This is a genomic window from Spirillospora sp. NPDC048819, from assembly GCF_040650055.1.
In the GTDB taxonomy this organism is placed as follows: Bacteria; Actinomycetota; Actinomycetes; order Streptosporangiales; family Streptosporangiaceae; genus Spirillospora.
Genome location: NZ_JBEZGN010000038.1, coordinates 56,655 through 81,437, shown reverse-complemented (window position 1 = coordinate 81,437; position 24,783 = coordinate 56,655). Strand labels below are relative to the sequence as shown.

The following is a 24,783-nucleotide window of genomic DNA, read 5'->3' as shown; positions in this document are numbered from 1 at the left end:
GGGGATGTTCGGCCGCGCGAATAACAGCAGGAAAACGTCCGTACCGAGGCGCGACCGCCTCGGCGGACCTGATTGCGCAGACCATTCGAGTGCGGGGAACCCGGGCGGTGGTCCACGAACGGTCGATCTCCTAAGAGGCCGACTGGTCTCAGTCTGCATTCCAAAGGTGTGGTCTGCAAGATGCACGGCCACATGCATCAGGGCGGTGTATCCGTGAGGGAAGTGTGTCGGCCCCTTGGCGGGACAGGACGATTTCAGTGGGAGAAAATCGGTTCTGGGCGAGGGCTGGTGGCTCCCGTTTCATGGATATACGCTTGCCCTGCAACTTGCATCATCAGTGAACGTCCGGGCTCTGGGGAGCCGAAGCGAATCCGCTGGGAGGCAAGGTGGCGATAGCGCCGACCGTCCGCCGGCGCCGGCTCGGGGTCGAGCTACGGCGTCTGAGGGAGCGAATCGGTTCGACGGTTGACGAGATCGCGGCGCGGCTCGACTGGTCGGCCTCCAAACTGAGCCGGATCGAGAACGCCCGCATCGGCGTGCGCGTCTCCGACGTACGCCTGCTGCTCGAGCTGTACGGGGTGGACGAGGCGCACATGGGCGAGATCCTGGCACTCGCCCAATCGGCTACACAGCAGGGGTGGTGGGGAGGTTTCCGGGACGTTCTGCCAGGGAAATTCGGTACGTTCGTTGCGTTGGAGGACGAGGCCAGTGCCGCGCTTACCTTCGCGACCTATTCCGTCCCCGGGCTTCTCCAGAATGAGGAGTACGCGCACTGCGTACTGGAAAGCGGCCGGGCGATCGCCGTGTCCAGCCCACGCCAGGTCGCGCGTCGGCTGGAATTGCGCATGCGCCGTCAAGAACTGCTGCTCCGGGAGGAACCGCTCTCCCTTTTCGCCGTAGTGGACGAATCCGTGCTGCTGAGAGTCGTGGGCGATTCCGGTGTCATGCGGCGGCAGATGCTCAGCCTGTTAGAATTGGCCGCACTCCCAAATGTGCAGATCCATGTCCTGCCATTAGACGTGCCAAGGGAACCAATATTCTCGGAGTCCTTCACACTCCTTGAATTCGCATCGGCCTATGATGTCAGCTTCCCGGACGTGGTCTACGTGGACAATCTCTCGACCATGGCAGAATTGCAGGACGACAGCATCACTCATATGTATCGTATGTGCTGGGACGCGTTGAAGTCGATCTCGCTGGAAGCGGACGAGTCCATGCTCTGGGTATCCCGGGTGGCCGATGAATGGGCGCGCCGCTAGCCGCTCCCGGTGGCGCTGAACTGGCAGTCAATGCTCACCGCACGGACCGCGTCCGGTCAGAATCGTAAGGTTACGACGAGAAATTGGAATGGCGTCGGCGGGCTTCGCGGAATCCCGCACTACAAGTTGCCCTCCAGGAGTGAGAGCCACTTCCACGCAGTTCGACTCGTTCATGCACAGTGAGCTCCGACGCCATATGAGCGTCTCTTCACCTGTTGATACGGGCATGCTGGAAGTCCTCCGCAGCGGTGGGGAGTCTGCTGGATGAGCTCATCCTGCCTGACCATGTTGTAGCCGCAGTCAAGTAGATGTCCAGCATTTCTGGCAAGTTGCTGACTATCCAAGAAAGCAAGTGTCGGGAGGATTGTTGCCTTATGTCCGTTTTGGTGTACGCGAGGTCATCGGATGTCAATGCCTCGGGCTTTCGGAGCACCCCGCTTGCCCGGCCTCCAGAGCGAGCCGTACGGGGAGGACGGAAATCCTATGCGGTGATGTCGCATATGGCGAGAATCTCGGATCTACGTGAGCGGAAGGATCTGTGGCCCGACTCACATCGGTTCGGCGACCTGTTCGAAGGTGAGCTATTCAATGTCAGGGGCCAGCGGGCCAGTCGGCGTCCTCGCACTCCCGTGACCGCCCGGCCGGGAGCGGCGCCAGGTTCAGCGAAGGCCGCCAGGAAGGACGGGCTCGAACGGGCTGAAGCCCTCGCAGACTATCGGGCACGGCTGCTCCGGGTGCCCGGTCTCGGAGGAGGGGGCGATCCTTTGTCCGGGGTTGGTCCATTCGTGACGGTGTGCGGGGGTGAGGTGGGCATATCACCCCGAATCGACCATTGGGGGGATTATGTACATCTCTCGTCCGGCGCCGGATGTTGTCGCGCTGACGGACGCCGTTCCGGTTCCCGGGATCGGGTTCCTGCCCGTCAACGCCTACGTCCTGTACGCCAAGGAGCCGGTCCTCATCGACACGGGGCTGCGGGCGTCGACCCCGGAGTTCCTGGAAGAGGTCTGGTCGCTGGTCGAGCCGGCGGACCTGCGGTGGGTCTACCTGACGCATCCCGACCACGCCGAGAGCGTCCTGGAGATCCTTGAGACCGCACCGGACGCGCTGCTGGTGACGACGTTCCTCGGCATGAGGTTGCTATCGCTTGAGCATCAGATCCCACGCGATCGGGTGTTCCTGCTCAACCCCGGCGAATGGCTGGACGTGGGCGACCGGAGGCTCATGGCGTTCCGGCTGCCCGTCTACGACAGTCCGGCGACGACGGGCCTCCTAGACGAGCTCACCGGCACGTACTTCAGCTCCGACTGCTTCGGGGCGCCGGTGACCACGGGCGATCTCGTCGAGAGCGACGACATCGGGGCGGTTCCGCCCTCCGATCTGGTCGCGGGCCAGCGACTCTGGGCGGCGGTGGACTGCCCGTGGCTCATCAACGTGGACCGGGACGCGTTCCTGTCCCGCCTGGCACCGCTGGGCGTTCTCGACCCGCCCGTGGTTCTCGGCTCGCATCTGCCGTCGGCGCACCACAAGACCGAAACCCTGCTCGACACCCTCGCGAACGCTCAGGATGCGCCCTCGCACGTCGGGCCCGACCAGGCGGCGTTCGAGAGGATGCTCCACGAGATGGAGCCGACGCGCATCTGACCAGACCCGCTACCGCGCCTCGTGGACGGTGCACGGATGGGTGGGATCTGCGAGGGGAGGCGCTGGAGCGCGGAGCGGCTTCCGGGAATCCACCCGGCTGCAGGTTCGCCGCCACTGCTTGTCCGCACCGATGGCCGGGACGGTCCGGCCGGCCTTCACCGTGCGGGCATGGGCGTCGACATCGGCGATGGCAGGCGGCCCGGCGGATGACTTGGTCGAGAAGTCGTAGCCGTTGCTCTCTCGGTCGTCACCAGTCCGGGCGACCAGCCTGGCCTCGGATGTCGTACACGCGTGACCGGCGTGCTTCTCGGACGTCGGCGACGAAGGACCGGCCTGCGGACGCGGCGGGGCTTGCCGCGTGGGCGCAGTGATTTGTCGAGGTCGCCCCGTGATCGGCAGGGGGACCGTTGACAGGCAAGCGGCGGCTTGCATAACGTTCTGTGTGTGGGCGACGTCTTCAAGGCCTTGGCCGATCCCACGCGTCGCACGATCCTCGACGAGCTGACCGACCGTAACGGGCAGACGCTCTTCGAGATCTGCGCACGCCTGGCGACCAAGCACGAACTCGGCTTGTCGCGGCAGGCGATCTCGCAGCACCTCGACGTTCTCGAGGCCGCGGGCCTGGTCGAGACCGCTCGCGAGGGCCGGTACAAGTTCCACTACATCAACACCACGCCGCTCGAACCGATCGTCGAACGGTGGCTCAAGGGACGGGAGGGAGCACCATGAGAATCAACCTGACCAGCGTCCTCGTTGACGACCAGCACAAGGCGCTGCGGTTCTACACCGAGGTCCTCGGCTTCAAGGAGAAGACCAATGTCCCGGTAGGGGACGCTCGGTGGATCACCGTGGTTTCCCCGGATGACCCGGACGGCACCGAACTCCTCCTCGAACCGGACGGGCACCCCGCGGCCAAGCCGTTCAAGGAGGCTCTGGTCGCCGATGGCATCCCGTACACGTCCTTCGCCGTCGACGACGTCCGGGCGGAGTTCGAGCGGCTGCGCGGGCTCGGAGTGCGTTTCACCCAGGAGCCCGCGGACATGGGGCCGGTCACCACGGCCGTGCTCGACGACACCTGCGGCAACCTGATCCAGATCGCCCACCAGACAGGTTGATGCCGCCTGTCACCAATGCGACGGCTGAGTGCGCCTGAACGCGTCAGGCGGTGGCGGGCCTTGGCCGCAGACGTCCGTCTCGTCCACCGTGGCCCGGGGGCGGGACGGAGGTCGCGTCGCCGTCATCGTCCAGGCCCGCAAAGCCGGTAGTTCGGGTTACGAATTTTCGGGTGCTCGGATGTAGCCTGATCGCGTGGGTGAGCAGCGGGATGAAGGACAGATCGGTGTTGTGGCCGCGTTGGTGCGGGCCTCGTTCTTGGTGAATGCCGTGTACACCGAGTCGGCTCGGGAATATGGCATCACCTCGCAGCAGGGACAGTTGCTGTGTGTGCTGATGGCGCAGCCTTACGGCATGGGCGAGTTGGGGGCGGTGCTGGGGCTCGCCAAGTCGAGCCTCACCGGCCTGGTGGACCGCACTGAGCGCAACGGCCTCGTCCGGCGCGAACCAGACCCGCAGGACATGCGCGCGGTGCGGGTCGTGCTGACACCGCAGGGCAGCGGGCTCGCGGAGGAGTTCTATGCCGAGACCTGCCGGCGGGTCGAAAGGCTGCCGGACGGACTGAGTGCCGCCGAACGCGATGTGCTCGCCGGCCTCCTCGGCCGCGTCGTGCTGGACAACAAGGTCCCGATGGTGTTCATGGGGCCGGACGAAGGGAGCGCCGCCGGCAAGCGCTGAGGCATCGCGTCCTGCGGGAGGGATTGAAGTTCGTAGTGCGAACTAATATGGTTCGTAGTGCGAACTCAGCCAGGTGGCGGTCATCATGGCGCCGACCGCCCGGGTGTCCTCCAATGAAAGGCAGAACGATGCCGGTACAAGATGTCGTCTTCGGCTTCGGTGCGCATACGGGGCTCGGCGACGTCCCCGAACTGCTGCGCATGGCTCAGCAGGCCGACGATGACGGCCTTGACATCTTTTCGCTGTCGGACCATCCCTACATCGGCGGGCGTCTGGACGCCTACGCCGCCCTCGGCTTCGTCCTCGGACGGACGCGGCACATCACGGGATTCGCCAACGTCACCAATCTGCCGACGCGGCCCGCTCCCATGCTGGCGCGGACGGTGACGTCGCTGTCGGCGCTGTCCGGCGGCCGCATCGTGCTCGGCATGGGCGCGGGCGGGCTCTGGGACCGGATCGCCGACATGGGGGTGCCGCGGCTCTCCCCGGGTGACGCCGTGGACGCCTTCGAGGAGGCGATCGTCCTGGTCAAGTCCCTGTCGGGCGGCGGCCCGCCGGTCACCCACCGGGGTCGCCACTACCGGGTGGACGAGATCGAGCCCGCGCCGGTGCCCGCGCCGCCCGTGTGGACCGGGTCGGTCGGCCCCAGGTCCCTGGCCGCGACGGGCCGGGTGGCGGACGGCTGGATCCCCGGCCACGCGGCGGACTGGCTCAGCGAGCGCTACCGGACATCACGGCAGGTCATCGACGAAGCGGCGGCCGCCGCCGGACGCAATCCGCGTGAGATCCGCACGGTGTTCAACTTTCCCGGACGGATCACCGACCGGCCGGCGGCCGCCACGCGTGACCGCGACGGCCGCTGGATCGGCGGCTCCGCCGGCGAGTGGGCCGAGGAACTGACCGGTGCGGTCCTGGAGCACGGCGCGTCGGGCTTCACGCTCTTCCCGGCCGGCGACGGGGAGCATGACGCCGTCTCCCTCGCCCGCTGGGCCCGGGAGGTCGTCCCCGCAGTACGTGAAGCGATCGCGAAAGAGGACGGTTGAGGGGCGACCGGATCCGGCTGAAGAGAACCCGCCGCCGCGTCACCGGTTGGATTCCAGCCGTGACGCCGGGGAACGTCCTTCCAGGTGGAGACGACGCCATGGACTTCGGGCAGAGCCACCCGCTCGCCGTTCGTCCTGCCGGGCGGCCTGCGCGGACGGCTTGCCGGACGCCTCATGCTGCGAATGAACAAGCAGGACGAGATAGCGGACTTGCTCGACATCCACGCGGGCGAGCATGTGCTGGAGGTCGGATACGGTCCCGGCGGCCTGATCCGGTGCCTCGCCCGGACGCCCGCGGGACGTGTCTGCGGTGTCGACCCGTCGCCGGAGATGCGTGACATGGCCCTGAAACAGGGGACGAACGCGGACCTTCGGCTTGGAACCGCCGAGAACACCGGGTTCGCCGACGCCGAGTTCGATTGCGTGGTCTCGGTCAACACCGTCGGACTCTGGCCGAGCCTGGAGGCCGGGCTGGACGAACTGCACCGCGTCACGCGTCCCGGCGGCCGCGTGGTGATCGCCTGGCATGGGGGCCGCCGCCCGTCCAGGGTCACCAGACACCTGACCCTGCCGGACGACCAGCTGGAACGCGTTCAAGACGAGATGCGCGGCCGCTTCTCGGCCGTGACCCGACGGGAATTGTCCGAACTGACCGCCTTCACGGCCCACCGCCCCTGAACGGGCCGAGGGCCGCTTCGGTCACACCGACGACGTCCAGGCCAGCGGCCTCGACCTGCAGGATCGCCGACACGGTTCGAGCCGCGATGACGGCGTCTTCCGCCTTCACGGGAGAACTCGATCTTCCGGCCGTCCCGGTAACCGGCGATCAGCGCGTCGACGCCGGCCGCCGCCCTCCGGGATGCCGTACTCGTCGCTCGGATGCCGGGGATTGATGTTGGTCAAGGGGCCGGGGTGCGGAGGCGGGCGTAGATGTCGCCGGAGCGGCCTCGGGGACGGATGCGTTCGAGTTGCCGCCTGAGGGCGGGTGCGTCGAGCCAGCGGGGGGCGGCGAAGCGCATCGTCTCGATGGGGGAGTAGTTGTAGGTGTAGCCGCCCGCCGGTGCGCCGAGCCGTTCGACTATGTGCAGCGCCTCCAGGGTGGCGTCGTGGGCCGATGGCACGTATTCGAACGACAGTGCGGGGAGAGGCCGGCTGAGTCCGGCGAGCACGTCGGCTTCGAAGCCCTCGACGTCGATCTTGCAGAAGGCCGGTACGCCGTGTGCGGCGATGAGGTCGTCCAGGGTGGTGACCTCGATCTCGACCGAGTTGTCCCATCGGACGCGGGCGAAGCTGCTGTCCGTCGTCACCGACTTGATCCAGTCGGGTGACATCGAGGAGACCGTGGGCGTCGCCGTGGACAGCGCGAGCTGGGCCCGCCCCGGCTTGGCTCCGGCCGCGCCGGGGACGATGGCGACGTCCTGGTCGCGGCCGTAGAAGAGCCGCAGGACGCGCAGGCAGTCGGGCTGCGGCTCGACCGCGATCACCCGGGCGCCCAGGTGCCGCCACACACGCACCCGGCCGCCCACGTGGGCGCCGATGTCGAACGCGAGATCGCCGGGCTGGAGGAACTCGCCGTAGAGGCGTGACGCGCGCCGGTGCTTGCCCGGAACCCCGTAGTACATGATCAATGAGCGGGCGATGCCGTACGCGCGCAGCAGCATCCGCCGACTGTACCGCGCTGCTCCCGGCGGCCCGTGCAACGAAACCGGAAGCCGGGCGTTCTCAGGGTGATGGGAAGGACGGGCCTGGCGGGGCACCGGAGGAGGAGGCGCCGCCGTGACGTCCCGCCGCCGTCCGGCCCGGGCCCGCCGGGCCGGACGGCGGCAGGCCGTTCAGGACGGGGGGAGGCCGAGGGCGCGGGCGATCAGCATGCGCTGCACCTCGGAGGTGCCCTCGCCCACCTCGAGGATCTTGGCGTCGCGGTAGAAGCGGCCGACGGCGTACTCGTTCATGAAGCCGTAGCCGCCGAAGATCTGGGTGGCGTCGCGGGCGTTGTCCATCGCGGCGTTGGACGCGACGAGCTTGGCGATCGCGGCCTCCTTCTTGAACTGCTCGCCGGCGAGCAGCTTCGCGGCCGCCGCGTAGTAGGCGAGGCGGGCGGTGTGGGCGCGCGTCTCCATGTCGGCGATCTTGAACTGCATCGCCTGGTAGCGGCCGATCTCCTTGCCGAACGCCACCCGCTCGCGGGCGTAGCGGAGGGACTCGTCCACGCACCCCTGGGCGAGGCCCACGGAGAGCGCGGCGATCGCGATGCGGCCCTCGTCCAGGATGCGGAGGAACTGGGCGTAGCCGCGGCCGCGCTCCCCGACGAGGTTCTCGGCGGGGACCCGCACGTCGTCGAAGGACAGCTCACGGGTGTCGGACGACGACCAGCCGACCTTGGAGTACTTGCGCCCGACGGTGAAGCCCGGGGTGCCGTTCGGGACGATGATCGTGGAGATCTCGCCGTCGCCGGTGAAGGCGGTGACCGTCACGAACGCGGTGATGTCGGTGCCGGAGTTGGTGATGAACGCCTTCGACCCGTTGATGATCCAGGTGTCGCCGTCCAGGCGGGCGGTGGTGCGCATGCCGCCGGGGACGTCGGAGCCGCCGCCCGGCTCGGTGAGGCCGAAGCCCGCCAGCTTCTCACCGGAGGTGAGCCGCGGCAGCCACCGCTTCTTCTGCTCGGGCGAGCCGAACCGGTAGATCGGCATCGCGCCCAGCGAGACCCCCGCCTCCAGCGTGATCGCCACCGACGAGTCGACGCGGGCGAGCTCCTCCAGGGCCAGGCACAGGGCGAAGTAGTCGCCGCCCATGCCGCCGTGCTCCTCGGGGAACGGAAGCCCGAACAGCCCCATCTTGCCCATCGCGGCGACGATCTCGTACGGGAACTCGCCGCGCTCGTACAGGTCCCCGATCACCGGGGCGACCGTCTCGCGGGCGAACCGCTCCACCGTGCGCCGCAGTTCCTCCTGCTCGTCGGTGAGCGTGAAGTCGATCATTCCTTCTCCCTGTTCATGGTCGCGCCTCCGGCGCTCCGGTTCACGGCGCCCTTTCGCGCGCGGCTCATTCCGGTGTGAGGGCCTGGACTACGCGGGAGGGGCTGGGGCGGCCCAGGTGGCCGGCCATCCAGCGGCTCGTCGCGACGAGCTCGTCGAGGTCGACGCCGGTGTCGATGCCGAGGCCGTGCAGCATCCAGACGAGGTCCTCGGTGGGCAGGTTGCCGGTGGCGCTCTCGGCGTACGGGCAGCCGCCGAGGCCGCCCGCGGAGGCGTCGACGACGGTGACGCCGGCCTGGAGGGCGGCGAGGGTGTTGGCGAGGGCCTGCCCGTAGGTGTCGTGGAAGTGCACGGCGAGCCTCTCGGTGCCGATGCCCGCGTCGCCGAGCGCCTCGATCAGGGCGGTGACGTGGCCGGGCGTTCCGACGCCGATGGTGTCGCCGAGGCTGAGCTGGGAGCAGCCGAGGTCCATCATGCGGGACGCGACGGACACGACCTGCTCGATGGGCACATCGCCCTCCCACGGGTCGCCGCACACCATCGAGATGTAGGCGCGCACCCAGAGCCCTTCGGCGTGGGCGCGTTCGATGACGGGCGCGAACATCGCGAGCGACTCGTCCACGGTGCGATTGAGGTTGCGGCGGGCGAACGACTCGGTGGCGCTGCCGAAGACCGCGATCTCGGTGACGCCGTTGGCGAGCGCCCGGTCGAGGCCCCGCTCGTTCGGGACGAGGACGGGGTAGCGCAGGTCCGGGGAGCGAGGCAGGACGTCGAGGAGGTCTTCGGCGTCGGCGAGCTGCGGCACCCACTTCGGGTGGACGAAACTCGTCGTCTCGATCGTGCGCAGGCCCGCGCCGGCCAGCCGGGTGACGAACTCGGCCTTGACGTCCACGGGGACGACCGCCTTCTCGTTCTGCAGCCCGTCCCGCGGCCCGACCTCGTAGATCGTGACCCGCCCGGGCAGGCCGGAAAGGGGTACCCGCATCGTCATGCCTCCTCGATCACGGCCAGGACCGCGTCGAGCGCGACCTGCGCGCCCGCGCGGACCGGCAGTTTCGCCACGACGCCGGCGAGCGGCGCGGTGACGGTGTGCTCCATCTTCATCGCCTCGACGACCACGAGCGGCTGCCCCTCCGCCACCCGGTCGCCCTCGGCCGCCTTGACGGCCAGGACCGTGCCCGGCATCGGGCTGCGCAGCACCCCGTCGCCGGCGGCGGCGGACGCGATGCCCGCCTCGGCGCGGACGTGCTCGCTCAGCGCCCACGCGTGCCCGCCGCGGCCGAGCCACAGCGTGTGCCCGTCGCGGGCGGCCTCGAACGAGGTCGTCCTTCCAGCGTAGGACAGTGTGAACGGGTCGCCGAGCGAGGCCGTGACCGGGGGGTCGTCGCCGATGGCGACGCGGGCCGACGCGGCGCGGCCCTGGACGCGGACCTCCACCGGGGCGCCGCCGGACGGGGTGATGATCCACGGCGTCCAGGCGTGGGCGCCGGGACGCCAGCCGTCGGGGATCTCCCACGGGTCGCCGCCGGATTCGAGCGCGCGCATCCGTTCGAGCGCGGCGGCGGCGAACACCTCGGGCGGGACGGAGGCTCCGGAGACCAGGCCGTCCAGATCGCGTTCGACCAGGCCCGTGTCGAGGTCGCCCGACACGACGGACGGGTGGCGGAGCAGCGAACGCAGGAACGCGACGTTCGTCGGGACGCCCAGCAGCGTGTACGAGGCGAGCGCGCGGTCGAGGCGGTGCAGGGCCTCGGCGCGGTCGGAGCCGTGGACGATGACCTTGGCGAGCATCGGGTCGTAGGCGCCGCCGACCTCGGTGCCGGCGTCGAGACCGGAGTCGACGCGGGCGCCGGCGGGTTCGGTCAGGGCGAGGACGCGGCCGCCGGTGGGGAGGAACCCGCGTGCCGGGTCCTCGGCGTAGACGCGGGCCTCGATCGAGTGGCCGTCGAGGCGGACGTCGTCCTGGGTGAGCGGCAGCGGCTCGCCCGCCGCCACCCGGAGTTGGAGTTCGACCAGGTCGAGGCCCGTGACCAGTTCGGTGACCGGGTGCTCCACCTGGAGGCGGGTGTTCATCTCCATGAAGAAGAACTCGTCCGGGCGGTCCGCAGGGACGATGTACTCGACCGTCCCGGCGCCCACGTAGCCGACGGCCTGGGCGGCGGCGACGGCCGCGGCGCCCATCCGCTCCCGGGCGGCGTCGTCCAGCAGCGGGGACGGCGCCTCCTCGACGATCTTCTGGTGCCGGCGTTGCAGGCTGCATTCGCGTTCGCCCAGGTGGACGGCGTTCCCGTGACCGTCGGCGAAGACCTGGATCTCGATGTGCCGGGGGTTGTCGACGAACCGCTCGGCGAGCAGCGTGTCGTCGCCGAACGAGCCGCGCGCCTCGCGGCGGGCGGACGCGATGGCCTCCGGCAGCTCCGCCGCGTCCCGGACGAGCCGCATGCCCTTGCCGCCGCCGCCCGCGGACGGCTTCAGCAGCACCGGCAGGCCGATCTCCAGCGCGGCGGCCTTCAGTTCGGCGTCCGAGAGGCCCGGCTCGTCCCTTCCGGGAACGACGGGGACACCGGCGGCCGCGACGGTCCGCTTCGCGCGGATCTTGTCGCCCATCGCCTCGATCGCCCCGGCCGGCGGGCCGATGAACACCAGCCCCGCCTCGCCGCACGCCCGCGCGAACGCCGTGTTCTCCGCGAGGAACCCGTACCCCGGGTGGACGGCCGCCGCGCCGGAGCCGCGGGCCGCCGAGATGACGGCCTCGATGTCCAGATACGACGGGATCCGCAGGGACTCGTCGGCCTCCCGCACATGACGCGACCGGGCGTCGGCGTCGGTGTGGACGGCCACCGAGCGGACGCCGAGCCGCCGCAGCGTGCGGAACACGCGGACGGCGATCTCCCCGCGGTTGGCGACCAGGACGCTGTCGAACATCAACACCCTCACATCCGGAAGACGCCGTAGCCGACCGGCTCCAGCGGTGCGTTGGCCGCGACCGACAGCCCGAGCCCCAGCACGCGCCGGGTGTCGAGCGGGTCGATCACCCCGTCGTCCCACAGCCGCGCCGTCGAGTAGTACGGATTGCCCTGGGCCTCGTACTGCTCGCGGATCGGCGCCTTGAAGTCTTCCTCGTCCCGCGCGGGCCACTCCTCGCCGCGCGCCTCCATCTGGTCCCGGCGGACGGTCGCGAGCACGCTCGCGGCCTGCTCGCCGCCCATCACCGAGATCCGGGCGTTCGGCCACATCCACAGGAAGCGCGGTGAGTACGCCCGGCCGCACATCGCGTAGTTCCCGGCGCCGAACGACCCGCCGATGACGACGGTGAACTTCGGGACGCGGGCGCAGGCGACGGCGGTGACCATCTTGGCGCCGTGCTTGGCGATGCCGCCCGCCTCGTATTCGCGCCCGACCATGAACCCGGTGATGTTCTGCAGGAACACCAGGGGGACGCTGCGCCGGTCGCACAGTTCGATGAAGTGCGCGCCCTTCTGCGCCGACTCGCTGAACAGGATGCCGTTGTTGGCGACGATCCCCACCGGATGCCCGTGGATGCGGGCGAACCCGGTGACGAGCGTGGGCCCGTACTCCTTCTTGAACTCCTGGAAGCGGCTGCCGTCCACGATCCGGGCGATGACCTCGCGCACGTCGTAGGGGGTGCGCGGGTCGGGCGGGACGACCCCGTACAGCTCCGACGGGTCCACGGCAGGCTCCTCGGACGGCACGACGTCCCACGGACGCGGCTCGCGCGGCCCCAGCGTGGCGACGATGTCGCGGACGGTCCGCAGCGCGTGCGCGTCGTCCTCGGCGAGATGGTCGGTGACGCCGGAGGTGCGGGAGTGCAGTTCGCCGCCGCCCAGCTCCTCGGCCGTGACGACCTCGCCGGTGGCGGCCTTCACCAGCGGCGGCCCGCCCAGGAAGATCGTTCCCTGGTTCCGGACGATGACGGCCTCGTCGCTCATCGCCGGGACGTACGCACCGCCCGCCGTGCACGAGCCCATCACCGCCGCGATCTGCGGGATCCCCCGCCCCGACATCGTGGCCTGGTTGTAGAAGATGCGGCCGAAGTGCTCGCGGTCGGGGAACACCTCGTCCTGGTGCGGCAGGAACGCGCCGCCGGAGTCGACCAGGTACACGCAGGGAAGGCGGTTGTGCAGCGCCACCTCCTGGGCGCGCAGATGCTTCTTCACCGTGACGGGGTAGTAGGTGCCGCCCTTGACGGTGGCGTCGTTGGCGACGACGACGCATTCGCGGCCGGAGATCCGCCCGACCCCGGTGATGATCCCGGCGCCGGGCGCCTCGTCCCCGTACATCCCGGTGGCGGCCAGCGGCGACAGTTCCAGGAAGGGCGAGCCGGGGTCGAGGAGCGTGTCGACCCGGTCGCGGGGGAGCAGCTTGCCGCGCGCGACATGCCGCTCGCGGGCCCGCTCGGGCCCGCCGCGCCCGGCCCGGTCGACGTGGTCGCGCAGTTCCGCGACGAGGGCCTCGTTGTGCGCCGCGCTCGCCTTGAACGCCTCGCCCGCCACGTCGGCCCGGGAGCCGATCTCGGGTCCGCTCATGACCCCCCTTCCCGGTTAACGAACGTTAACAATGCCGATGTTAATCGTCATTAACAACTCTAGTCTAGACTGGACGTCATGACGTCGCACCCCGCCGAGGCGGCCCCCGGGCCCGATTCCCCGGCAGGCCCGCCCAACCCGCGCCGGGCCGAGATCCTCGGCGCCGCGGCCGAACTGTTCGCGCGCCGCGGCTACCACGGGGCGTCCATCGGCGACCTCGGACGGGCCGTCGGGCTCACCGGCCCCGCCCTGTACCGGCACTTCAGCGGCAAGGAGGCCGTCCTCGCCGAGATGCTCCTCGACATCAGCGAACGCCTGCTCGCCGAGGGCGTCCGCCGCGCCGCCGAACCCGACCCGGGCCGCGCCCTGGACGCGCTGCTGCGCTGGCACATCGCGTTCGCCCTCGACAACCCCGCGCTGATCACCGTCCACGAACGGGAACTCGACAACGTCCCCGAGCCGCAGCGCCACCGGATCCGCCGCCTCCAGCGCGCCTACTTGGAGGAATGGGTCGCCGTCCTGCGCCGCCTGAGCCCCGGCCTGCCGGACGACCGGACCCGCGCGGCCGTCCACGCCTGCTTCGGCCTGCTCAACTCGACGCCGCGCAGCGCCACCGGCCTCGGCCGCGACGCGATGGGCGACCTCCTGCACACCATGGCCCGCTCCGCCTTCGACGGCGCAGCCCGGCTCGACGGCGCCGCCTAGCAGGAGGCCGCGCGGCCGTCCAGGGAGTCCTCGACGGCCTCGGCGAACGTCTCGGCGTCCGTCCCGGCCCGGTCGAAGATCTTCTGGACGCAGCCGCGGAACGTGCTGGAGAACGTGCTGTAGTGCGGCGTCACCGGGCGGGGCTCCGCGCGGCCGAGCGCGGTCACCACCGCACGTCCCAGTTGGGTGAGCTGCTCGCGGCCGGGCAGCTCGGCCTCACCGGGGCCCGGCGTCTCCCCGGTGAGGGACGAGCACGTCCGGACCCGCACATCGGCGGGGGAGTCGCGCTCCGGCGTCAGCCCGAGCGCCGAGTACCGTCCGGGCGCGAAGCCGCCGCACGAGAACAGGAGGCGCTGGCTCCGCGTCCCGCTCAGGAACTCCACGAGATCGGCGGCGGGCCCGGGATTGGGGGAGTGCGCGGACACCGCGAGGTTCTGCCCGCCGAGGACGGTGCGGCCGGGCAGCGCCGTCACCCCGAACCGCAGCCGGTCGCCGTCCCGCATCCGCGGCTCCGACGCGAGCGCCGAGAAGACGTAGGGCCAGTTGCGCATCAGCCGGGTCCCGGACGCGAACGCCTCGATGCTCTCCCGCTCCCCGTACCGCCGCGACGCGGCCAGCGAGTCCCGCACGTGCGGGGCGAGCCGGGCGAGCGCCGGATACACCTCGTCCCGCAGTTCCGCCGTGCTCGGAGGATCCTCGCCGGTGAGCAGGCCGGCGCCGCCGTCGTTCCACACCGCCTCCAGCGCGTTGACGGTCAGGCCCTCGTAGTCGGACAGCTGCATCGCGATGCCGGAGGCCAGCAGCCCCGGCCACGCCTCCGGCGGCGTCACGCCCTCGTGGTGGTAGAGGAGACCGACGTCCACGTTGAACGGGACGGCGTACTGCTCGCCGTCCCATTCGCCCGTCCGCAGGGCGGCGGGGAAGAAGTCGTCCCGGCCGTCGACGCCTTCGAGGGGGCGCAGATAGCCGGCGTCGGCGAACTGCGCCGTCCACGTGTTGTCCATGATGAGGACGTCGTAGGCGCAGCCTCCCGACTCCACGACGGCCTTGATCTGGCTGTGCTGCAGGTCGGTGGACTCTGACACCTCCACGAGCGTGGCGTGCGGGTGCGGGCGGCCGTCCGCGTACTGTCCCCCGTTCCACTGCCGGATCAGCGCCCGGCGCTGGTTCTTCAGGCTGACGTCCGTGCCGCCGACGACGAACAGCTCTTTGCGCTCGCAGTCGGCGGTCATCGACGGATACGAGGAGTCCGGCCACAGCACCACGATGCCCAGCCAGGCGAGCAGGATCAGCACCGCGCCGCACAGGGCGCTGATCCACGCCGCCCGGCCGCCCGGCAGCGATCGCCGCCCTCCAGTGCTCATCGAATCCTCCGTCATCTCAGGTCCGACAGCAGTTCGGCGGCCTGCTCCGCTTCGGGAGCGCCGGTCAGCGTCACGCAATCCGCGCCGTCCCCGGGGGCGAGCGCGTCCACGATCTCCTCGACGGGCGAGGACCCGCAGGTCGCCGGGCCCGTCAGCACGATGGTCAGCCGCAGGTCGGGATGCCGCTCGCGGAACTCACCCGACAGCCACCCGGCCCGTGAGGCGAGGCGGGGATTGGTCGCGGGGCTCTGCCCGTCGGTGACGAGGATGAGGTTCGGACGGCCCGGCCCGAGGTCGGCCGCGGCGATCGCGTCGATGAGCGGCCGGTCGGCCCCGTCGGACGCGACCGCCTGCAGGCGGCTCGTGATCGCGTTCTTGTGGTCGGGGGACGCCGCGTCCTGGGGAACGTTCCCGAACGTGTCGGGGTCGCCCGGCGAAGCCGTCGACGACGACACCTGAAGGCCGGCGCGGTCGTTGCTCTGCAGCTGCGACACGAGGCTCCGCAGGAACGACGCGCCGCGGGCGAGGCGCGCGCCGCCGCGCGCCCGGGCCGCACCGCCCATCGACCCGGACACGTCCAACATCAGCGACACCGAGATCCTCGGACGCGCCGCCCCGATGCGGTCGAGCGTCTCCTGCACGTCCTCCGGCGGCGTCACTCCGACGGCCGGCGGCATCACGCGGTTGCCCACCATGCCCTGGAGCCGCGACAGGTAGAAGTGCCGGGTGTCGCCCTCGCGTCCGGGAGGGACGACTCCACGGTCGTCCCGGAAGCCCTGCAGGGTGAGGGGGTGGCCGTCCAGCCAGCGGCGGAACGCGGTGACGGCCGCGTCCCGCTCCCTGGTGTCCTGCCCGCGCCACCGCACCTGGATGAACGGGTAGTCGAGCGTCGGCAGGTCCGTCGCGTAGTAGGGGTGCAGGCGCCATTCCGCGTACGGGGCGGCGCCGGGGTCGACGGCACCGCAGCGGTCGCCGAGCGGCCGTCCCATGTCGTAGTCGTGCAGCACCTGCTCGGGGACGGCGACCGCGATGTCGTCCGGGGGGCGCGCGGCGGCGCGTTCCCGGAACCGGCACAGCAGCGACACCGCGTCCGGCGCGACCAGGTCGGCGGGCTCGGCGAACCGCTCGTCCTCCGCGTCGCCGCCGGGCCGCGCGTCGTACAGCGCGGGCGTGACGGCCAGCGCCGCCGACGACGTCTCCGGGACGGGACGGGCGATCGCGCGCAGCCGCACGCCCGCGTCCTCGACGCGGTTCAGCAGGTCGGCCGTGCTCGGTGCGATCGGCGCCGCGATCGGGTCGGCGACGGACTCGTGGGCGCCGGTGAACAGCGCCAGCACCAGCGGAGACGACCCGAGCGAACCGCGGTGCCGGAACCTCGGGTCGACCGTGCCGTCCGCGCCCGCCGTGGTGCCCGCCGCCGTGCCCGCCGCCCGCCCGACCGAGGCGGCCCGGCCGGGGTCCTTCGGGATGAAGTCGTACTCCGCCGTCGACGCCGGGATCCAGATGTCGGGCTGCGGGCCGAACAGCTCCTCGCCGTCCGCGTGGCGCGCGTCGGCGGGTGCGCTGCGCCGCCACAGCAGCCTGAACCCGTCGTACAGCGTGACGGGCCCCGCCTGCGGGACGACGATGACGCTGTACTGGCGGCAGCCGCGGTCCTCGCTGTCGTTCTCGAACTCGGCCGCCGCGGCGCGCAGCGGCGTGAGCGTCTCGGGGGTCGTCAGGACCCGCAGCTCCAGCGGCTGCTCACACGGGCCGGTGCGCTCCGCCAGCCACTGGACGCCGCTGCCCGCGAGCAGGACCAGCGCCATGAGCGAGGCTCCGGCGGCGCCCCCCGCGACGACCGTCACACCCTTCTTCGGCAGGCTCCCGGAGATCCGCCTCACCGCGTCGATCACCGGCGGCCGGGTGACGAGCCAGCCCAGCAGGACGATGGCCAGCAGCGTCACGGCGGCCGTGACCAGCGTCCTCAACCATGCGAACGCGTAGACGTACTTCATCGCCACGGTGACGATGACGCCGGACGACACGCCGGGGATGAGCGCCAGCGGCCACGGCGCCGTCCCCTTCCCCCCGCCGCTTCCCCCGCCGCCGGAATCAGTCATGCAGGTCCCATCGCCGCGTCGCTCCCGACCAGCCGGCTCTCCGGAATCCGAGCCCCCATGATATTTCCGCGAATGTACAAGGTCAGGAAAACCGCTGACCTGGATCGGCCGATTCGCCCCGCCCCCGCATGCGGACCGGCCGTGTTCTTGACGTCGCCATCGAGCAATGGATCAGATGTACCAAGGGTCATCCGGCCATCTGATTCCGGACAGAGGAGCGCCGCATGGGCGTCGAGGGCATCGGCTTCTACGAGATCGCACAGAACCACCCGGACCGCCCGGCCATGCTGGCCCCCGGCGAACCGGTGTCCTACGGCGAACTGCACGCCGAGGTGAATCGCCTCTCGAACGCGCTGGGCGGTCTCGGGCTGGGTCCCGGCGATTCACTGGCGACCGTGCTCGGCAACCGGCGCGAATTCCTCACCGTCCTGCTCGCCACAATGCAGTCCGGCCTTTATCTCGTCCCGGTGAGCCGTCACCTGACCGCGCCCGAGGTGGGATACATCCTGGCCGACAGCGGCGCCAAGGCCGTCGTGACCGAGAACGCGTTCGCCGACGTGGTGGCGGGTGCGGCCGACGAGGCGGGCATCCCCGCCGAAGGACGGGTGAGCGTCGACCCCGCCGAGGGCTACGGCTCGATGGCCGGGCTGTGCGCCACGGGCAGCGCCGATCCGCCCGGAAAGCGGCAGATGGGCTCGATCATGCTCTACACGTCCGGGACGACGGGCCGGCCGAAGGGCGTCCAGCGGCCGCTGTTCGACATCCCGCCGGAGATGGTGCTCGACCTCATGCGGCAGACGCTGATGCGCCATCTCGGCCTCGAACCGGGCGACGAGGTCCACCTCGCCATCGGCCCGCTCTACCACTCCGCGCCGTGCGTGCACGCGCTGATGTCGCTCAACCTCGGCCACGCCATCGTGGTCGTCCCGCACTTCCGGCCCGAGCACACGCTTGAGCTCATCCAGCGGCACGGCGTCACGAACTCGTTCATGGTGCCGACGATGTTCCACCGCATGCTCGCGCTGCCCGACGACGTCCGGGCCCGCTACGACCTGTCGACGCTGCGGCAGGTGTACCACAGCGCCGCGCCCATCCCCGTAGAGACCAAGCAGCGGATGATGGACTGGTGGGGGCCCGTCCTCTACGAGTACTACGGCTCCACCGAGAGCGGCCCCGTCGTCGTCGCCACCCCTGAGCAGTGGCTCGCGCACCCCGGCACGGTCGGGCGCGCGGTCGACGGCGTCCAGATCAAGATCCTCGACCCGGAGGGCGCCGAACTGCCGCCGGGGGAGACGGGCCTCATCTACGCCGGCGGCCAGCCCGGGTTCGAGTACCACGACGACCCGGAGAAGACCGCGTCGGCCATGCGCGGCGACCTCTACACGCCCGGCGACCTCGGCCACCTCGACGAGGACGGCTGGCTCTACATGAGCGACCGCCGCACCGACCTCATCATCTCCGGCGGCGTGAACATCTACCCGGCCGAGATCGAGAACGCCCTGCTGCAGCACCCGGCGGTCGGCGACGTCGCCGTCATCGGCGTCCCGGACGACGACTGGGGGCAGATCGCGGTCGCCCTCGTCGAACCCGCCGAGGACGCCGCCGCCGGCGTCGACCTGGCCGCGGACCTCCTCGCGCACTGCGGGCCACGGCTGGCGAAACTGAAGCATCCGCGCCGCATCGAGTTCCGCGAGTCGCTGCCGCGCACCCCGTCCGGCAAACTCAGCCGGCGCCGCGTACGGGAGGACTACCTGGGGGAACGCGCGGGCTGAACGGCTCCGGGGGGACACCGGGACGACACGTCCGAAGTCGTTGCCGTGAACGTCGAACGCCTCCGGGGCCTCCTGCGTACAACGGCACATGAAAGACCAGAAGGTCGCCCCGCTCGACGACGTCGCCCCGACCCCCGCCCCGACGAAGACCGACCTTCCCGTCGTCACCGACCCCGCCGCCTACACCGAGGCCGCCGCCTCCGCGGACTCCGCTTCCCGCGCGGACTCCCGCGGGGACCTCGCGTCCGGTGCGGAGCGTGCAGCGGGCGCGGCGGGCGCGGTGGGCAAGGCCCCCGCGTCCCGCACAGGCCGTTCCGGCGAGCCCGTTCCGGCGAACACCCCCGACGCTCAGCCGTTCGCCGGCGCCGGCCGGACCCCCGACGACGATGACCACCGCGCCGGGATCGCACGCCTCGGCGACCCGGTCGCGGTCTGGCCGTGCGCCGGCTGCGGACGGCCCGTGCCGCAGCCGGTGCGCGGCGCCCGCACCGTCCGCTACTGCCCTGACGACGACGGGGGATGCGAGCGGTCCGCGCGGGAGAACCGCGAACGGGGCAAGCAGTCCCCCGGACTCACCGGGCAGGTCGCCTGGGCGTGGGAGATGGTCGAGCGGCTGGAGGGCGCCGCCGACCGGCTCGCCGGCTCCCTGATGTCCGAACTGAGCGTCGCCGGCGTCGAACGGCGGGTCGCCGACGCCCACGCGGACGCGGCCGGGCACATCGCGATCGCGCAGCGGGAACGTGACGCGTCCCAGCAGCAGGCCGAGGTCGCGTGGCGGGAGACCGCCACCGCCCGCGCCCGCGCCGACGCCGCCGAGCAGGAGGCCGCGTCCACCCGCACCCGGCTCGAACGCCTCACCGCCGAACGCGACGCCGCCAGGCGGGAATGCCGGGAGGCCAGGGACGAGGCCGACGGTGCGGTCGCCGCCCGGCTCGCCGCCGAACGCGAACGCGACCGCGTCGCCTCCCGCGAGGGTGAGCTGCTCGCCTCGCTGGAGAGCGCCCGCGCCGAACTCGTCTCCCTGCACGGGCGGCTGTCGGAGGCCGAGACCCTCGTCGAAGGCCAGCGCGTCGAGGCCGACGCGGCCAAACGCGCCGCCGAGGATCTGCGTTCCGCCGTCCGCGACGCCGAGGCCAAACGCGGCCAGGCTGTCGCCGACCGCGACCAGATCCAGGCGCGGGCACGCGAGTTCGAACAGCACAACTGGCAGCTGTCGCGCACCGCCGAGGAACTGCGCGCCGCGGTGAAGGCGCTGACCGCCGAACGCGACGCGGCCCGCGCCGAGGCCGAACGCGCCCGCCGCCGGGTCGACGCCCTCACCGGCCTCGCAGACGGACGCCGCGACGGCGGCCCCCGCCCGATCGTCGACCGGGAACCGCCGACCGGGCTGCATCCCGTGCCGCAGGTGAACGGATCGTCCCTGGACGGCGGCGACCCGCTCGCCACCGACCCCCTGAAGCGCAACGGACAGCACAACGGGCACCACAACGGACATCGCCTTCCCCACGCCGGCTGACCGTCACGCCGGCCGATCGACGCACCGCGAGGAGGTGAGGCCCTTCCCCACACTGCACTGGCCCTGACCGGCCGCCGTATCGCACCGGGGTGGTACGGCGGCCGGTGCTCGTCCAGCCCCGTTCTCGTTGGACCGGTGTTCGTCGGACCCGCGGTTCGTATGGCCGGTGTGTGTCGTCGGGCGGACGCCTGTCGTGCCGGTCTGTTCCGGTCGAGCGGGTGCTTGTGGGGAGACCGCCTGGCCGGTGGCCGGTGTCAGGAGCCGCCGGCTGTACTCGGCCGGTCCCCGTTCGGGTTCCGGGTCTCCAGGTAGGCGGTGTAGTCGAGGGCGCCGGCATGGACGGCGGCGTGCACGGCGCGGGCGATCCTGGCGCCCCACGTGGAGCGGGGGCCCGCGAACGGCTCCGCCGCTCCGCCGCCCGCCGCCGCGACGCAGACGGCGTCGGACGCGGTGCCCGTGCACGGATATCCCGCTTCGAGGAGCGCCTGGGTCTTGGCCTCGGTCACGGTGACGACCGCGTTCACCAGCGCCGCGTCGCTCAACGGGACGGGCACGGCGACGACGATGTTCACTGTCCCCGGGGTCCACGCGGGCGGGGAGGCCCCGTCCAGGCGGATCGGGGCGAGTTCGGGATCGGGCGTCCCGGCGGGAGAGGCGGCCCACGTCGGGACCCGCAGCCCCACCGTCGCCGAGACGCTCACGCCCCCGTCGTCCCGCCGCATGGTGCGGGACACCGACGCGGCGGTGAGCATCCCGACACCCGGCCCGTCCAGGCCGTACGACCCGGCGAGCTCCTTCAGGTGGACGACCGGGTCGGTGCGCGAGTAGCCGCCCGCGACCTGCGCGTTCAGTACCCACCCGGCGGGGCCGATCCCGCCGCCCAGCATCGCGGACGAGATCATCCGGTGCCCGGGTCCCGCCCGCCACACGGTCGAGGCGAGGCGCGCCCCGTCCTCCTCACGCCACACCGTCTCGATTCTCAAGGACGCTCCAACGACAGGATCGGCCGGCCGCCGGGGCCGGTGGTGACGTGCACCCGCGCGTCGAAGTGCGCCTCGACGGCGGAACGGGTGAGGACCCGTGCGGGTTCTCCGGCGGCGGCGACCCGTCCGCCGGAGATGAGGACCAGGCCGTCGGCGTACTGCCCCGCCAGCGTCAGATCGTGGATCGTCGTCACCACGGTCAGCTCGTCCGACAGCCGCAACTGGTCGACCAGCTCCATCACCTGCTGCTGGTGGCCGATGTCGAGCGCCGTGGTCGGCTCGTCCAGCAGCAGCACCGGCGTCTGCTGCGCCAGCGCCCGCGCCAGCACCACCCGCTGCCGCTCACCGCCGGAAAGATGGTCCAGCGGACGGGTCGCGAAGGCGGTGAGGTCCAGCCGGTCGAGGACCTCCGCGGTGATGGACCGGTCCCGCGCGCTCTCCCGGCCCAGGTGCGGGATGTACGGCGACCTTCCGAGGAGCGTGTAGTCGAACACCGTCATCCCCACCGGAAGGTTCGGGCTCTGCGGCGCATAGGCGATCAACCGGGCCCGCTGTCTCGGCTTCAGCGTCCCCAGGTCCACGCCCGCCACGGTGATCTCGCCGTGCGACGGCACCAGCCCCAGGACCGCGCGCAGCAGCGTCGACTTCCCCGCCCCGTTCGGCCCGATGATCGCCGTCCACGACCCGGCCGGGACGTCCAGCGACACGCCCTTCAGGACGGGCCGTCCGCCCAGCGCCACGTCCAGGCCCCGCACCAGAACCGTCACGTGTCCACCTGCCTGCGGCTCGCGCGCAGCACCGCGACGAAGAACGGCCCGCCGACGAACGCCGTCACCACCCCGAGCGGAATCTCTCCCGGCTCGATCACCGTCCGCGCCACCAGGTCCGCCACCTCCAGGAACGCCGCGCCGCCCAGCAGCGACAGCGGCAGCACGATCCGGTACGAGCCGCCCGCCAGCCGCCGCACCACATGCGGCACCACGATCCCGACGAACCCGATCAGCCCGCTCACCGCGACCGCGCACGCCGTCGCCAGCGACGCCGCGACCAGCACCGTCAGCCGCACCCGCGCCGCGGACAGGCCGAGCGACGCCGCCTCCTCGTCCCCGACGCTCAGCACGTCCAGCAGCCGGCCGTGCGCGAGCAGGATCACCGTCGACACCAGGGAGTACGGGGCGATCAGCGCGAGCTGGTTCCAGTCGGCCGCCCCGACCCCGCCGAGCAGCCAGGAGAAGATCCGCTGCAGCTCCTCCGCCTTCAGCTGCTGCAGGAACGTCTGGATCGCCGCCAGGAACGACGACACCGCGACTCCGGCCAGCACCAGCGTCGCGGCGCCGTTCCCGCGTCCCGCCGTGTTGCCCAGCGCGTACGCCATGAACACGCCGCCGATCGCGCCCGCGAACGCGGCGAGCGGCACCGCGTACCCCGGGTCGCCCGGCAGCAGCACGATCACCATCGTCGCGCCGACCCCGGCGCCCGCCGCGGCGCCAAGCAGATACGGATCGGCGAGCGGATTGCGGAACACGCCCTGATAGCCGGCGCCCGCCATGGCGAGCATCCCGCCGACCAGCGCCGCCATCAGCGCCCTCGGCACCCGCAACTCGAACAGGACGTTCTCGTCGATGACACTGAGCCCAGAGTCGATGTGCACGAACGGGACCCGGTCGGCCAGCGCCAGCAGCACCCCGCCGACGGGCAGCCCCGCCGCCCCCACCAGCACCCCGGCCAGGAGAGTCCCGGCCAGCAGCAGGATCGCCAGCCCGAGCGACAGCGGCCGCAACTTGGCCTGCCCCGCCGGCTCCGGCAACGGCTTCCGCAGCATCACGCCCCACCCTCGCCGGAGACCCGAGCCCGATTCCGTTGGACGCCCGTGACGTTCGCCCATGCCGCCGTGCCCATCCGCGTCCGCTGACGCTGGGCGTCCGCGACGCTCATGGGAGGCGGGCTCATGCTCGTCTGCGTCCGCCACCGACGGGGCGGCGGGTCCGCCCTCGCACGCGGGCCGGACGTCTCCGGACGTCCCGGCGACGTCCTGTGCGTCCCCCTTGACGTCCGGGGACGTCCCGGCCGGGTCGTGCACGTCGGCCGGGACGTCCGGGGACCGGTGGCCCCGGCGGGACTGGGCGCTCATGGGCGGGCGTCCATCAGGACAGTGATCACTGGACCTTCTGCACCGCGTCACCGATCGCCTTGACGAACTCGGGCAGGCGGGGGCCCCAGCGGGAGGCGATGTCGTCGTCGAGTTCGACCACGCCCTTGTGCTTGACCGCGTCCAGGTCCGACCAGCCGGGGCGCTCGGCGAGCGTCGCGGCGTTCTGGCCGCAGCACTTGGTGTCGGCCAGGAAGATCAGGTCGGGGTCCTGCTTGAGGAGGTACTCGCGCGACAGCTGCGGGTACTCGCCGCTGGCCTTGTCCGCCCCGTCGGCGATGTTGCGGAGGCCGAACAGCCCGTACACCTGGCCGACGAACGTCCTGGACGTCACGGAGTGCAGCTGGTTGTCGAGCTCGTGGTAGTAGCTGAGGCCCTTCGCCTTGGAGGACGCGGCGACCGTCTGCTGGATCCTCGCCCGCATGTCGTCGGTGAGCTTCTTGGCCTCGGCTGCATGGCCGGTGGCCAGCCCGAGGTCGTTGATCTCGTCGTAGGCCTCGTCCAGCTTGGTCGGCGCGGGCTCCAGCAGGACGGGGATCTTGACCTTCTCCAGCGCCTTGACGATGCCGTTCAGGTCGTCGGACACGACGACGAGGTCGGGCTTGTACGCGATGACCGCCTCGGCGTTCGGCTTGAACCCCGACAGCTTCGTCTGGGGCGCGTTCGGCGGGTGGTTGGAGTAGTCGTCCACGGCCACCACCTGCGGTCCCGCGCCGATGGCGAAGAGCGTCTCGGTGTGAGTGGGGGAGAGCGACACGATCCGCTCGGGCCTGGCCGGGACGGTCACCGCGCCGTTGGCGGCCTGGACGGTGACGGCGGCCTTCGGGCCTGACGCCGCATCGCCGGTCTTGCCGTCGCCGCCGCATCCGGCCGTGAACGTGACGGCGACGATCGCCATCATCGCGCCGAAAGTACGTACGGGTCTCACAG

At 71.3% G+C, this 24,783-nt stretch carries 23 protein-coding genes; 10 read left to right on the top strand and 13 right to left on the bottom strand.

All coding sequences use genetic code 11. The features are described from left to right. Nucleotides 1-386: 386 nt before the first annotated feature. On the top strand, nt 387-1,259 hold the full coding sequence (locus AB0C35_RS36855; protein WP_358466487.1) for a helix-turn-helix transcriptional regulator: 873 nt from the start codon (nt 387-389) through the stop codon (nt 1,257-1,259). A 27-nt stretch (nt 1,260-1,286) separates the two neighbouring features. Here the strand turns inward: AB0C35_RS36855 and AB0C35_RS36850 are convergent, their stop codons facing one another. Then, nucleotides 1,287-1,487, bottom strand: a complete 201-nt coding sequence (locus AB0C35_RS36850; protein WP_358466485.1) for a DUF397 domain-containing protein — start codon at nt 1,485-1,487, stop codon at nt 1,287-1,289. A 615-nt stretch (nt 1,488-2,102) separates the two neighbouring features. Here AB0C35_RS36850 and AB0C35_RS36845 point away from each other — a divergent pair. The 6 genes from AB0C35_RS36845 to AB0C35_RS36820 all read left to right on the top strand — a co-directional run bounded on the left by AB0C35_RS36845 (nt 2,103) and on the right by AB0C35_RS36820 (nt 6,415). Then, entirely contained in the window at nt 2,103-2,903 is an 801-nt protein-coding gene (locus AB0C35_RS36845; RefSeq protein WP_358466483.1) for an MBL fold metallo-hydrolase, read from the top strand. Nucleotides 2,904-3,347: 444 nt separating this feature from the next. Next, nucleotides 3,348-3,632 (top strand): metalloregulator ArsR/SmtB family transcription factor, encoded by a 285-nt coding sequence (locus tag AB0C35_RS36840; protein ID WP_358466481.1) that lies wholly within the window; start codon nt 3,348-3,350, stop codon nt 3,630-3,632. Next, nucleotides 3,629-4,018: a VOC family protein gene (locus AB0C35_RS36835; protein ID WP_358466479.1), complete on the top strand. Its 390-nt coding sequence runs from the start codon at nt 3,629-3,631 to the stop codon at nt 4,016-4,018. The genes AB0C35_RS36840 and AB0C35_RS36835 overlap by 4 nt, the downstream gene beginning before the upstream one ends. A gap of 193 nt (nt 4,019-4,211) precedes the next feature. Continuing rightward, nucleotides 4,212-4,694, top strand: a complete 483-nt coding sequence (locus AB0C35_RS36830) for a MarR family transcriptional regulator (protein ID WP_358466477.1) — start codon at nt 4,212-4,214, stop codon at nt 4,692-4,694. Between the two features lie 128 nt (nt 4,695-4,822). Next, a complete protein-coding gene (locus tag AB0C35_RS36825; RefSeq protein WP_358466475.1) occupies nt 4,823-5,737 on the top strand; it encodes an LLM class flavin-dependent oxidoreductase in 915 nt (304 codons plus the stop codon). Nucleotides 5,738-5,821: 84 nt separating this feature from the next. Next, nucleotides 5,822-6,415 carry a methyltransferase domain-containing protein gene (locus AB0C35_RS36820; protein ID WP_358466473.1) on the top strand — a complete coding sequence of 198 codons (594 nt, stop codon included), beginning with the start codon at nt 5,822-5,824 and terminating at the stop codon, nt 6,413-6,415. Here the strand turns inward: AB0C35_RS36820 and AB0C35_RS36815 are convergent. The 6 genes from AB0C35_RS36815 to AB0C35_RS36790 form a co-directional block, all read right to left on the bottom strand. After that, nucleotides 6,396-6,524 (bottom strand): hypothetical protein, encoded by a 129-nt coding sequence (locus AB0C35_RS36815; protein WP_358466471.1) that lies wholly within the window; start codon nt 6,522-6,524, stop codon nt 6,396-6,398. The genes AB0C35_RS36820 and AB0C35_RS36815 overlap by 20 nt on opposite strands. 112 nt (nt 6,525-6,636) lie before the next feature. Continuing rightward, nucleotides 6,637-7,398, bottom strand: coding sequence for an FkbM family methyltransferase (locus AB0C35_RS36810; RefSeq protein WP_358466469.1), 762 nt, complete (start codon nt 7,396-7,398; stop codon nt 6,637-6,639). A gap of 171 nt (nt 7,399-7,569) precedes the next feature. Beyond that, a complete protein-coding gene (locus AB0C35_RS36805) occupies nt 7,570-8,718 on the bottom strand; it encodes an acyl-CoA dehydrogenase family protein (RefSeq protein ID WP_358466467.1) in 1,149 nt (382 codons plus the stop codon). 64 nt (nt 8,719-8,782) lie between these two features. Further along, nucleotides 8,783-9,700, bottom strand: coding sequence for a hydroxymethylglutaryl-CoA lyase (locus AB0C35_RS36800; protein ID WP_358466465.1), 918 nt, complete (start codon nt 9,698-9,700; stop codon nt 8,783-8,785). Between the two features lie 2 nt (nt 9,701-9,702). Next, nucleotides 9,703-11,640 carry a biotin carboxylase N-terminal domain-containing protein gene (locus AB0C35_RS36795; protein WP_358466463.1) on the bottom strand — a complete coding sequence of 646 codons (1,938 nt, stop codon included), beginning with the start codon at nt 11,638-11,640 and terminating at the stop codon, nt 9,703-9,705. Nucleotides 11,641-11,648: 8 nt separating this feature from the next. Continuing rightward, complete coding sequence (locus AB0C35_RS36790) at nt 11,649-13,262, bottom strand: carboxyl transferase domain-containing protein (protein ID WP_358466461.1); 1,614 nt, start codon at nt 13,260-13,262, stop codon at nt 11,649-11,651. Between the two features lie 78 nt (nt 13,263-13,340). On the opposite strand from AB0C35_RS36790, the gene AB0C35_RS36785 reads away from it, so the two are divergent. Continuing rightward, a complete protein-coding gene (locus AB0C35_RS36785; RefSeq protein WP_358466459.1) occupies nt 13,341-13,967 on the top strand; it encodes a TetR/AcrR family transcriptional regulator in 627 nt (208 codons plus the stop codon). Here AB0C35_RS36785 and AB0C35_RS36780 read toward each other — a convergent pair. Further along, the gene (locus AB0C35_RS36780; protein WP_358466457.1) at nt 13,964-15,331 is read right to left on the bottom strand and encodes an extracellular solute-binding protein; all 1,368 of its coding nucleotides are present in this window, start codon (nt 15,329-15,331) and stop codon (nt 13,964-13,966) included. The two genes, AB0C35_RS36785 and AB0C35_RS36780, sit on opposite strands and share 4 nt — an antisense overlap. Before the next feature lie 11 nt (nt 15,332-15,342). Then, a complete protein-coding gene (locus tag AB0C35_RS36775; RefSeq protein WP_358466455.1) occupies nt 15,343-17,433 on the bottom strand; it encodes a hypothetical protein in 2,091 nt (696 codons plus the stop codon). 224 nt (nt 17,434-17,657) lie between these two features. On the opposite strand from AB0C35_RS36775, the gene AB0C35_RS36770 reads away from it, so the two are divergent. Both AB0C35_RS36770 and AB0C35_RS36765 read left to right on the top strand, forming a co-directional pair. Beyond that, a complete protein-coding gene (locus AB0C35_RS36770) occupies nt 17,658-19,205 on the top strand; it encodes an AMP-binding protein (protein ID WP_358466453.1) in 1,548 nt (515 codons plus the stop codon). Between the two features lie 88 nt (nt 19,206-19,293). Beyond that, the gene (locus AB0C35_RS36765) at nt 19,294-20,721 is read left to right on the top strand and encodes a chromosome segregation ATPase (RefSeq protein ID WP_358466451.1); all 1,428 of its coding nucleotides are present in this window, start codon (nt 19,294-19,296) and stop codon (nt 20,719-20,721) included. Between the two features lie 254 nt (nt 20,722-20,975). Here AB0C35_RS36765 and AB0C35_RS36760 read toward each other — a convergent pair whose 3' ends face one another. The 4 genes from AB0C35_RS36760 to AB0C35_RS36745 form a co-directional block, all read right to left on the bottom strand. Further along, nucleotides 20,976-21,698 (bottom strand): adenosylcobinamide amidohydrolase, encoded by a 723-nt coding sequence (locus tag AB0C35_RS36760; protein WP_358466542.1) that lies wholly within the window; start codon nt 21,696-21,698, stop codon nt 20,976-20,978. Between the two features lie 2 nt (nt 21,699-21,700). After that, nucleotides 21,701-22,471: an ABC transporter ATP-binding protein gene (locus AB0C35_RS36755; RefSeq protein ID WP_358466449.1), complete on the bottom strand. Its 771-nt coding sequence runs from the start codon at nt 22,469-22,471 to the stop codon at nt 21,701-21,703. Next, a complete protein-coding gene (locus AB0C35_RS36750; protein ID WP_358466540.1) occupies nt 22,468-23,526 on the bottom strand; it encodes an iron ABC transporter permease in 1,059 nt (352 codons plus the stop codon). The genes AB0C35_RS36755 and AB0C35_RS36750 overlap by 4 nt, the downstream gene beginning before the upstream one ends. A 334-nt stretch (nt 23,527-23,860) precedes the next feature. Next, nucleotides 23,861-24,781, bottom strand: coding sequence for an ABC transporter substrate-binding protein (locus tag AB0C35_RS36745; RefSeq protein ID WP_358466447.1), 921 nt, complete (start codon nt 24,779-24,781; stop codon nt 23,861-23,863). Nucleotides 24,782-24,783: the final 2 nt, after the last annotated feature.